The 10,429-nt window shown below is 25.9% G+C and carries 11 protein-coding genes and 1 pseudogene; 6 read left to right on the top strand and 6 right to left on the bottom strand.

From position 1 onward, the window contains the following. From E6A48_RS04305 to moaC, 4 genes and pseudogenes are all read left to right on the top strand, one after another. Window positions 1-375, top strand: a pseudogene (locus E6A48_RS04305) (sulfate/molybdate ABC transporter ATP-binding protein); the annotation flags it as partial. Between the two features lie 35 nt (window positions 376-410). After that, window positions 411-1,619, top strand: a complete 1,209-nt coding sequence (locus tag E6A48_RS04300) for a molybdopterin molybdotransferase MoeA (RefSeq protein WP_219708823.1) — start codon at window positions 411-413, stop codon at window positions 1,617-1,619. After that, window positions 1,603-2,400 carry a GTP 3',8-cyclase MoaA gene (locus tag E6A48_RS04295; protein ID WP_219708822.1) on the top strand — a complete coding sequence of 266 codons (798 nt, stop codon included), beginning with the start codon at window positions 1,603-1,605 and terminating at the stop codon, window positions 2,398-2,400. Before E6A48_RS04300 ends, E6A48_RS04295 begins: the two co-directional genes overlap by 17 nt. 1 nt (window position 2,401) lies before the next feature. Beyond that, complete coding sequence (gene moaC, locus E6A48_RS04290; RefSeq protein ID WP_219708821.1) at window positions 2,402-2,851, top strand: cyclic pyranopterin monophosphate synthase MoaC; 450 nt, start codon at window positions 2,402-2,404, stop codon at window positions 2,849-2,851. A 63-nt stretch (window positions 2,852-2,914) separates the two neighbouring features. On the opposite strand, the gene E6A48_RS04285 is transcribed toward moaC, so the two are convergent. From E6A48_RS04285 to E6A48_RS04270, 4 genes are all read right to left on the bottom strand, one after another. Further along, on the bottom strand, window positions 2,915-3,613 hold the full coding sequence (locus E6A48_RS04285) for a hypothetical protein (protein ID WP_219708820.1): 699 nt from the start codon (window positions 3,611-3,613) through the stop codon (window positions 2,915-2,917). A gap of 82 nt (window positions 3,614-3,695) precedes the next feature. Then, entirely contained in the window at window positions 3,696-4,301 is a 606-nt protein-coding gene (locus E6A48_RS04280; protein ID WP_219708819.1) for an HNH endonuclease family protein, read from the bottom strand. A gap of 3 nt (window positions 4,302-4,304) precedes the next feature. Then, window positions 4,305-5,420: a M24 family metallopeptidase gene (locus E6A48_RS04275; protein WP_219708818.1), complete on the bottom strand. Its 1,116-nt coding sequence runs from the start codon at window positions 5,418-5,420 to the stop codon at window positions 4,305-4,307. Window positions 5,421-5,496: 76 nt separating this feature from the next. Further along, the gene (locus tag E6A48_RS04270; protein WP_219708817.1) at window positions 5,497-7,230 is read right to left on the bottom strand and encodes a motility associated factor glycosyltransferase family protein; all 1,734 of its coding nucleotides are present in this window, start codon (window positions 7,228-7,230) and stop codon (window positions 5,497-5,499) included. A gap of 127 nt (window positions 7,231-7,357) precedes the next feature. On the opposite strand from E6A48_RS04270, the gene E6A48_RS04265 reads away from it, so the two are divergent. Beyond that, a complete protein-coding gene (locus E6A48_RS04265) occupies window positions 7,358-7,780 on the top strand; it encodes a response regulator transcription factor (RefSeq protein WP_219708816.1) in 423 nt (140 codons plus the stop codon). 3 nt (window positions 7,781-7,783) lie between these two features. Here E6A48_RS04265 and E6A48_RS04260 read toward each other — a convergent pair whose 3' ends face one another. Then, window positions 7,784-8,608 (bottom strand): hypothetical protein, encoded by an 825-nt coding sequence (locus E6A48_RS04260; RefSeq protein ID WP_219708815.1) that lies wholly within the window; start codon window positions 8,606-8,608, stop codon window positions 7,784-7,786. Window positions 8,609-8,628: 20 nt separating this feature from the next. Next, on the bottom strand, window positions 8,629-8,994 hold the full coding sequence (locus E6A48_RS04255) for a hypothetical protein (protein ID WP_219708814.1): 366 nt from the start codon (window positions 8,992-8,994) through the stop codon (window positions 8,629-8,631). 166 nt (window positions 8,995-9,160) lie between these two features. Here E6A48_RS04255 and lysA point away from each other — a divergent pair, with 166 nt between their 5' ends. Beyond that, window positions 9,161-10,399, top strand: coding sequence for a diaminopimelate decarboxylase (gene lysA / locus E6A48_RS04250; protein WP_219708813.1), 1,239 nt, complete (start codon window positions 9,161-9,163; stop codon window positions 10,397-10,399). Window positions 10,400-10,429: the final 30 nt, after the last annotated feature.

The following is a 10,429-nucleotide window of genomic DNA, read 5'->3' as shown; positions in this document are numbered from 1 at the left end:
AAAACATATTTTTCTGCATTGCTTGTTGGGTGTGAGAACTTTTCAAGGGTGAGATTATTAGATGATAAAAAAATAGAGTGTGTTGATTGGAATATTATAATTAATAGTAATAATAATAATATAAATTATGTAGGAGTTAGGGCTAATAGTTTTTTTGAAAATAATAATTTACATAATTCTCAAAACATTAATATAAAATGCCGTATTAAAAAGATAGTAGAAGAGATTTTTTCTTATGTTATCACTGTTACTCCTATAAATACTGAAAGTGAAATAATATGGCATTTGCATAAAGAGAATTATAAAAAAGATTATTATGTTGGAATGGAAATAAACTTAGCTCTTAATATTGATAATATTATGTTTTTAGAATAATATATTTAAATAGTTTATGTTTGAGGTAATTAAAAATGTCTAGAACTTTTTTGCATCCTGATGAGGCTTTAAAATTGGTATTAGAAAATATAGAGGATTATGGAGAAGAGAAAATATCTGTACTTAATTCTTATAATAGGGTTTTAGTTAATGATATTTATGCTTTGAATGATGACCCTCCTTTTAGTAAATCATCTATGGACGGATATGCCTACAATAAAGAAGATGAAAATAAAGATGATTATGTTTTAATTGAAGACAAAATAATATATGCTGGGCTTTGTGAGAAAATAAAAGTTAATAGCGGTGAATGCGTGAAGATTATGACTGGTGCAATGCTGCCAGAAAATTGCAATGCTGTACAGAGAGTTGAATGGACTGAAAAAATAGAAGCAGATAAAACTACTATTAAATTTACAAAAAAAGAAATTAGCAATAATGTAATAAAAAAAGGAAACAATAAAAAAACAGGTGAAAAGATACTAGATAAAAAATTTTTACTTCCAAAAGATATAGCGATATTAGCAGGTTTTGGTTTTTCAAATATTGATGTGAAGAAAAAAATTAAAGTAGGAGTTGTTTCTACAGGAGATGAAATAGCAAATATTGGAGAGAGTTTAAAAGATGGTCAGATATATGATGCTAATGCTCCTATGCTTGTATCAAGGACTTTAGCATTATCTTGTGATAGTAAGTTTTATGGCAAAGTAAATGATAATGAAAGAGAGATAAAAAATATACTTTCTAAGGCTATGGAAGAAAATGATATTGTACTTATAAGCGGCGGAGTATCTATGGGCGATTTTGATTATGTGCATAAAGAATTGTTGGAGATTGGAGTAAAACAAATATTTCATGGTTTAGCTATGAAGCCTGGTAAACCTTTATTTTTTGGTAAGCTTAATAAAAAGGCAGTATTTGCTTTACCTGGTAATACTGTTTCTTCATTTATGACTTTTGAGATTATGGTTAAGGCTTATATATTAAGTTGCTTGGGGTTGAATTATGACAGTAGTTATACAAATGCTGTATTGACAGATGAGTTTAAAAGAAAAGATAATGAAAGACTTGAGTATGTACCTGTAAAGCTTATTCATAATAATACAAAGTTAGAAGCTAGACTTATAAATTATAATAATTCTTCTATGATAGCATCTTTCTCTGAGGCTAATGGAATATTAAAAATAGATATAGGTGTTTCTAATATAAAAGCGGGGAGTATAGTTGATGTTAGATTCCTTTAATAGAGAGATTAATTATATTAGGGTATCTGTTACAGATAGATGTAATTTAAGATGTGTTTATTGTATGCCAGAAAATGGTGTTGAGAAAAAAAGTCATAATGAAATTTTATCTTATGAACAAATATATAATGTTGTAAAAGAGGCAGCAGAGCTTGGAGTTAAAAAGGTTCGTCTTACAGGAGGAGAGCCTTTGGTGAGAAAAAACATTGATGAGCTTGTATCTATGATTAAAACAGTAAAAAATGTTGAAATTATAGCTATGACTACAAATGCACTCCTTCTCTCTCCTATAGCAGAAAAATTAAAAAAAGCAGGTCTTGATTCTATTAATGTTTCTCTTGATACTTTAGATGATGAAAGGTATAAATATATTACAAGAGGCGGCAATTTAAAAGATGCTTTAAGAGGAATTGAAACAGCTTCTAAACTTGGTTTTCAATTAAAGATTAATGTTGTTGTTTATGATGAGAAGAGTAGGGAAGAATTGCCGTTATTAGAAAAATATGCAAGTGAAGTTAATGCTAAATTACAAACCATTCAATATTATAATATTAATTCTCAAAAGGTTGATAGTATCAATTATGATAGGCCTCATAGATGCAAATATTGTAATAGAATAAGGCTTCTTTCTGATGGTTATTTGCTTAGTTGTTTGCATAGTAATATTAAGTTTAAAATTGATTTTAATGATATAAGAGGCTCTATTATAAAATGCATTGAAGGTAAGCCTGAGAATGGCACTTATAGTGATGTGAAATCTATTAGTATGATAGGAGGATAATATGGAATTAACTCATATAGATGAAAATGGCAATGCCAATATGGTTGATGTTGGAAATAAAGATATTGTAAAAAGAGAAGCCAAAGCTCAAGGAAAAATATATTTATCAAAAAATACTATTGATTTAATCAAAGAAAATAATATAAAAAAAGGCGATGTTATATCGGTTGCAAGAATAGCTGGTATAATGGGGGCTAAACAAACTTCTAATCTTATACCTTTGTGCCATAATATTAATATAGAAAAAGTGTCTATTGATTTTATTTTGGAAGATGATGGAATAATTGCAATGTCTTATTGCAGATGCAGCTATAAAACAGGAATAGAAATGGAAGCTTTAACTGCTGTTAGTATCTCTCTTTTAACTATATGGGATATGTGTAAGGCAGTAGATAAAAAAATGAAAATAGGCGATATTGTATTAATTTCAAAAACTAAAGAGAATATTTAATAAAAGAGCATTACTTAATAAAAATAATGCTCTTTATATTATATTTTTAATTTTTAATTTTTTTTAATTTTTAGCAGGTTTGAATCTTAGAGAAAGCTGTAAACCAATATCAAAACTGTCTGTTCCTATATAATTTTTTGATTTAGGTCCAAAATCATATCCCAAATAAAATCCAATACCCAAATCTCTTGTATCAACAAATTCTCTAGTTTTATAATTAATATCTGAGAAAAACCATTCAAAAGTTAATTTTATATATGGTATAACATACATTTGATTGTATATTGATTTTATATCATTAAAACTAATCTTTTCATAATGTCTATAACTTTCAGTATCTGATATTCTTGTATATGTTTCTATTCTCCCATGAAAAGGAATTTTTACCCCAGCTCCTAATCCTAGAGAAAAATTATTAATATTAAATTTAGGCAGCACTCCTAATTGTAAACTAGTAAAACGATTACGAATAGTATGCCTTTGATATACTGTATTAGGAACTCTATAAGAAAAACTATCATGACTAAAACCTATTTCTCCTAATATACTCATAGCCATGTTATTATTAAAATCTGCTAAAAAACCAAGCTGAGCAGTAAGAGCACCATCAAAACCAAAAGAAGCTTTTCTCTCAAAACCAACATCTCCAATAGGTATGCCAATAGATTTACCAATATCAGCATTAATTATAGCTTCAAAACCACTTTTAGCAAAAACAGAACTATTGATTATTAATATCATTAGAAATAGATACTTTTTCATTATAGTCTCCTTATGTAATTATATATTTTTATAATAAACTATTATTATCTTTTGTCAATTAAAAATAAGAATATGAATATTTTTATTTTCCTTTACAAACTCTGTTAGATAGCTCATCAAAGCCTTCTTCAATAGTGAGCCCCCAATCCGTTTTTATCTTATACCACTGTCTAATATATTCGCATTGATACTCTTCATTTTCTGGAAGCCATTCGAGAGGAGATTTATCACCTTTAGAACGATTAGCACTTCTTGAAACAGCTATTAAATGATGCTCGTTTTTTAAATAATTATAATATCTATTTTTTTTCTCTTTGCTCCAATTACTAGCACCGCTCATATAAGCGTTTTTTAAAGGCACTAAATGGTCTATATCTAAATTTTTAGGGTCATCAAAATATTTACCAGTGTATTTATCATACCATCTTCCAGATACTATTCTATTATTTGATATCATAGGCTCTATTAAAGACTCTTCCAAAAGAACTTCATTTCTTGTATTAAGCCCATCATTGTCATCATCTGACCATTTACCCCAATCATCTCTATTATATCTTTCTATTTTTTTAGTAAAATATTTAGCTTCTATTATGTCATATTTATCATAACAATAATATATTAAAGCAAAAACAACTGCTATAAAAAGCACAAATAATTTATTTAACTTTTTCTTTTTTCTTCTAGGCATATTTTATAATATAATTAAATCAGTTGGTGTGCTGTTTAAAATTGCAGGACCATCTTTAGTTACTATAGCCATGTTTTCTATTCTCACTCCTCCAAAATCTGGTAAATATATTCCAGGCTCAATAGTAACTACAGCTCCACCATCAAGCATATGATCAACTATAGGTGATAATCTAGGAGATTCATGTATCTCAAGTCCAACACCATGTCCAAGACCATGTCCAAAATACTGTCCGTATCCTGCATTTTTTATTACTTCTCTTGCAACATTATCAACCTCTTTTCCAGTTATTCCAGAATGTATAGCAGCTGCTCCTTTCTCATTTGCCTCTTTTACTATATTATATATTTTTTGCATTTCATTAAATTTATCGCCTTTGCCGAAAAAGAAAGTTCTAGTAATATCGCTTTTGTATCCGTCTCTTGATAAACCAAAGTCCATTAAAATATTATCCCCAAGTTTTAATTTTCTATCTGATGGAACTCCATGAGGAAGAGAGGTTCTATCACCAAAAAGAAGTATAGTGTCAAATGCTGTTTTATCTCCGCCTTCTTTTCTCATTTGATATTCAAGTTCTGCAGCTAAATCTTTTTCTGTAACTCCCTCTTTTACACTTGATAACATTTTTATCATAGCCTTCTCAGCACTGTGTAGATTCTCTTTTATTATATTAATCTCTTCTTTTTCTTTTACTATTCTTATAGAGTCTATATCAGCTTTACTTATAGATACTTTAATAGAATTATTTACCATAGTAGCTACTACGTTTTCATAATCAGTAAGATACAATGAATTTTTAGCAACAGTTATTTCTTTTATATTGTTTTCTTTTATAAAATCAGCTAAAGCATCTTGATAAGTATTAGCAACCAAAACAACTGTAGTTTTATGAGTAATTTTGGAAGCTACTTCAAAATATCTTGAATCTACAAATAAATACTTTTTAGAATCATATATTAAAAGCCAGCCTGCTGTACCTTTAAAGCCTGTTAAATAAAATATGTTTTCGTTTTTAGTTATTAAGATTGTTTCTTTAGTAATGTTTAATAGTCTATTTAATCTAGAATCATAATCAAATTTATTGTTTTCTTTGCTTGTAAATGTTTTTAATGTTGACATAGTTTGCCTACCTTAATAATTGTTTATATAACTTAATATTATACTAATAAATTATATTTTGTCAAAATTAATGTTTTTATAATTTTTTTATAGCTATATCTATTCTGCTTAAAAAATAAGTAACATTGCTTAATGTTTCAGTTAGAAGAAAAATAAGTTTATTTCTTTTTGTTGAGTTAGCTCTATTTGACATCATCATGGTAGAAGAGAGTATTGTTTTTAATATATTTGCTTTCTCTTGATAAGTTTTTATTGTTTTTATAGAAGTATCATAAATATTGTTTATTTTTTCTTCATCATTGTTATTTTTTGCTTCATTATAAATATTAAGTATTTTAATTTTAAACTCTTCTAATATAGTTTTTAATTTATTATAAGCTTCTTTTATATTAGTTTTATCATTTTCTTTATATCTTTTACTTGCTATATTTAATGCTATATTTCTATCAAATACAAAATCATCAATATTTCCATCTTCAATATATTCTATCTTTACAGCATCATAAGTTAGCCTTTTTATATTCATATTTTTGTATTTATCTTTGAAACTTTTAAAATACTCTATTTGATTTTCGAATATAAATTCTGTAGGAGGATAAACATCAATATTAGTATTGTTTTTTATTGTATTAAAATAATAAGACTCGAACGTTTTTATTTTATTTGTTTTGTTTATCATATACTCGTATGATAATGTATGCTTAATATGTCTTTGATAAAATGGATAACTATTGTCAAAACCTATTAAAAGCACATCTTTAAAACCTGCATAATATGCAAAATCTATCATAGTGCTTGCTACTGTGCTTGAAGTATTTAATGTTGATATATTAGTATACTCATTGATATATTTTATTAATTCTAAGTTTTCATTTGAACTAAATCTTATTAAATTAGTTTTGTTTTCTAATCTTTTAGGTATTATTTTATTGCATGCTATATCCATTATCAAATATGGAAAATTAGCACTCTCATAAATAAAGTCTAAAGAATTAAAAAAACCTCCGTCTACAGTAACTACAAAATCTGGTATTATATTATTTTTGCAAAGCACACTATAAGCTGTATCTACACATATTACTATAAATGATTCTCTATTGTTTTTTATTTTTTTTATAGAATATTCCAAAGTAGGTCCAGGGCATATTAATAAAGCCTTAAAATCTTTAAATGCATCTTTTAATATAGATACATCAGAAGATTTATTAATATACTCACTATTAAATATAATGTTTTTTGTCCATATATTTTCAAAATACATATTTGTTAATATATTAGACAATTCTTTTTCCATATTATTTAATATATCAGTATAAAATAAATTAGCTTTTTCTTTTTCTTCTTTAGTAAGTGATGGGAGCAATACAAGATTTATACCATTAATATTTTTATAATCTACTATTTTGTTTATATAGTCTATATCATCTTCAGTGTCTATAAAAAAAATGTTTTCTTTGTTTGTAGAATAAATATTATAATATGAATACTTAAAAATGGTGGCATCTTCTACTACAATAACTATTTTTAAATCTTTTATAATTTCATCATTAAAATAATCGTTAATATTTTCTAATAAATATTTTAATATATATCCTAATCCATAACCATATATTATTATTAGATTTTTGTTTTTATTTATATTTTCTAATGCCCTTTTACATTCATTTTCAATATTATATTTGCTATGTATTGCTCTATTATTTTTATATATTATTTTAAATCCGTCTTTATTTGTATCAATTTTATAAATATCAGATAATTCTTCTTTTTGATTTTGTAATTTATTATGTAATTTAATAGATATATTCATATCTCAATATCATAACAAAAAAATAGATAAAAATCAAATATGTAATTGACAAAAGTGTAATAATATAATACTATATTAGGCGTTATATTTTAAAAAATTATTTACTTATATATTTGGAGAATTAATTATGCCATCAACTCCATTAGGTTTCAATAGTAAAAGCGGCAAACAATATAAAGTGATGATAGTAGATGATTCTAGTATTATAAGAATAGCTGAGAAAAAAATATTATTATCAGAAGATTTTAATGTTGTTATGGAAGCAGATAATGCTATGGCTGCTTTAAAATATTTAAGAGAAATACCAGACAAACCAGATATTATAATGCTAGATTTTGAAATGCCTCAGATGAATGGTATAGATTTACTTAAAAGGATAAGAGCATTAAATTATGAAGGTAAAATAGTTGTTGTTACCTCACATACTAATAAAGATACTTTTATGGAATTTGTAAATCTTAAAGTAGATACCTATATTGCAAAACCAATACAACGTCAAATAATAATTGCACATTTAGCAAGAATACTTGGAAGATTTGATTATTTATAATATTTAATTATTGTTTAATTCTATTATAATATCAACTTCGGTTAATGAGCATTTTAATTGAGCTGCTATTTCTTTATTGCTAAGCCCCTCTTTATGAAGTCTTAGTATATTATCATGTTTTATTTTTTCATCAGAATTGTAGGTATTGTTATTATCTTCTGAATTATTATTTCTGTTTAATGTTATGTTGTTTCGTATAGTCATATCGAGTTGTTTTCTTAGTTTTTCTATTGCCTCTTTTTTACTATTTTCTTTTATTTTTCGTATTTCATCATACCTGCTAGTTTTTATTTCTTCTTTTTTATTTTCTTCTTTAAGATTATTTGTTTCTTTAACACGGTTTTCTTCTACTTGTTTATTTTCTTTTTCTGTTTTTTCTATTGTGATATCTAAAATATTATTATTATTTAATGATTCTTTATTTTTTTCTTCATTTTCTTTATTTTCTTCAGTAATATCCTTTTTATCATCTTCCACTTTTATATCTAACATGTTTTTTTCATCTGGTGCAGATACATCATATTTCATTTTTATGTTGGCATTTAGAGTAGATTCTTTTTTTTCTTTTAATTGGCTAAATTGAGGGTCTTTTTCATTTAATTGTTTATTTAAATTATTCGCTCTAGTTATAGCATCTTCTAATAATGATATTCTGCTCAATGCTATATTGTTGAATTCTTTTACCAATGCTTCAATTTCATCTCTTGCTTTTTTTATAACCTCTTTTTCTAATCTCTCTCTAGCCCTAGAAACTATATATACATAAAACAAAGGCATTACAACTGCTAATATTATAACATTGATTATTATACTAATTAAGATTTGCATTTTTAAGATTTATCCTATTTTTATCCAAATATATCTATTTTTAATCCTTTACTTTGCTCAGTAGATGATACTTCTTCTATTTCTATATTATTATCATTTTGGCTATCATCATAGTTTTGATTAAATACAGATTTCTTTTTATTCTTTTTCCTATATGACATATAACCTTTATTTTTTTGATTATCTTTTTTCTCTTTAATTTTATTATCTTCAGCAACATTCTCAGATTTTACAACTGTGGAATCTTTTATATATGAATCTCTATGTATATCCTTATCTTCAGATTGCATGGCTATTGTTTTGGCTGCCATTCTTACATGTTCCATTCTGCCTATATGCGATTGCTGCATATAAAGCACTTGTAAATCTAAAGGTGCTATAGGCATTTTTTATAAATCTCCGTATCTTATGCCATAAATTTATCCTATAATAATAAATATATATAATTTTTATTTTATTGCAAGTTAAAAATATAATGATAATAAAATCATTGACTTTTATTCTATGTATAGTATTATAACGTATCTTTAAATAATAATTAGGAGTTTTTTGATGATATACTATAAAGATAATATTTTAATGTGTGAAGATATTGAGATTAGAAATATTACAGATGTTTATAAGACTCCTTTTTATATATATTCAAAAAATGATATTTTAGAAAAGATTAGGTTTTTAAAAAATGTGTTTTCTGAGATAGAGAATCATTCTATAGTTTATGCTATTAAGGCAGAGAATAATTTATCTATATTAAAGATGATGATAGAAGAGGGGATTGGAGGAGATGTAGTATCTATTGGTGAGACTTTAAAATATATAAAAGCATGCGGAAAGGCAGAGAATATAGTATTTTCTGGAGTTGCAAAAACAGAAGAAGAGATAAGAAAATCAATAGAATTAAATATAAAGCGTTTCAATATAGAATCTATTCCAGAGGCAATAAGAATAAACTCTATAGCAAAGGAATTAAAAAGAAGAGTAAAATGTTCTATAAGAGTTAATCCGAATATAGATGCTCATACTCATGAAAAAATTACAACAGGAATTAATGGAAATAAATTTGGTATTAGTATAAAGACAATTAGAGAAAATGCTAATATGTTAAAGTCTTTGGATAATATAGAGATAGATTCATTATCTATGCATATAGGCTCTCAAATGGTAGATGCTGAACCTTTTTATAAGGCAATACTAGTAATGAGAGACTTAATAGCAGAGGTTAATAGTTTAGGCTTTAACATAACAAATATAGATATAGGCGGAGGATTTGGAGTAAGATACAATAGGGCACATTCTGGATTTGATTTTGATAAGTTTAAAAAAGATAGTATAAGTCTACTTAAAGAGATGAATCTTAGCGTTACCACAGAGCCTGGAAGATATTTTGTTGCAGAGTCTGGTGCTTTGATAATGAGAGTTGAATATATAAAAGAAGAGCTTAGTAGAAAGTATGCTATTTTAGACGGTGGTATGAATGATTATGTTAGGGTTGCTATGTATGAGGCTTATAATGAAATAATGCCTTTAGTAAAAACAGATAAATATTCAAATTATGATTTTGTAGGTCCTATATGCGAAAGCTCTGATGTGTTTGCTAATGACAGAGAATGTGAAACTCTTAAAGAGGGCGATTATGTTGCTTTGCTTGATGCAGGTGCTTATGGTTTTAGTATGTCTAGCAATTATAATTCACGTCCATTAATATCACAAGTAATGATAGATAAAGATAAACATTACATTATAAGAAAAAGACAAAGTTTCGAAGATATGATAAAAGATGAAATAATATAATTTATTTTTTGTATTTGCTTTAATTTGCAC

Source organism: Brachyspira pilosicoli, from assembly GCF_019402445.1.
Taxonomy (GTDB): Bacteria; Spirochaetota; Brachyspiria; order Brachyspirales; family Brachyspiraceae; genus Brachyspira; species Brachyspira pilosicoli_B.
This window is presented reverse-complemented; position numbering and strand designations above follow the sequence as displayed.

Excerpts from the sequence above, each read along its gene's own strand:
- E6A48_RS04300 (WP_219708823.1), top strand. The coding sequence starts at position 411 with ATGTCTAGAACTTTTTTGCATCCTGATGAGGCTTTAAAATTGGTATTA.
- E6A48_RS04295 (WP_219708822.1), top strand. The coding sequence starts at position 1,603 with ATGTTAGATTCCTTTAATAGAGAGATTAATTATATTAGGGTATCTGTT.
- moaC (WP_219708821.1), top strand. The coding sequence starts at position 2,402 with ATGGAATTAACTCATATAGATGAAAATGGCAATGCCAATATGGTTGAT.
- E6A48_RS04285 (WP_219708820.1), bottom strand. The coding sequence starts at position 3,613 with ATGAAAAAGTATCTATTTCTAATGATATTAATAATCAATAGTTCTGTT.
- E6A48_RS04280 (WP_219708819.1), bottom strand. The coding sequence starts at position 4,301 with ATGCCTAGAAGAAAAAAGAAAAAGTTAAATAAATTATTTGTGCTTTTT.
- E6A48_RS04275 (WP_219708818.1), bottom strand. The coding sequence starts at position 5,420 with ATGTCAACATTAAAAACATTTACAAGCAAAGAAAACAATAAATTTGAT.
- E6A48_RS04270 (WP_219708817.1), bottom strand. The coding sequence starts at position 7,230 with ATGAATATATCTATTAAATTACATAATAAATTACAAAATCAAAAAGAA.
- E6A48_RS04265 (WP_219708816.1), top strand. The coding sequence starts at position 7,358 with ATGCCATCAACTCCATTAGGTTTCAATAGTAAAAGCGGCAAACAATAT.
- E6A48_RS04260 (WP_219708815.1), bottom strand. The coding sequence starts at position 8,608 with ATGCAAATCTTAATTAGTATAATAATCAATGTTATAATATTAGCAGTT.
- E6A48_RS04255 (WP_219708814.1), bottom strand. The coding sequence starts at position 8,994 with ATGCCTATAGCACCTTTAGATTTACAAGTGCTTTATATGCAGCAATCG.
- lysA (WP_219708813.1), top strand. The coding sequence starts at position 9,161 with ATGATATACTATAAAGATAATATTTTAATGTGTGAAGATATTGAGATT.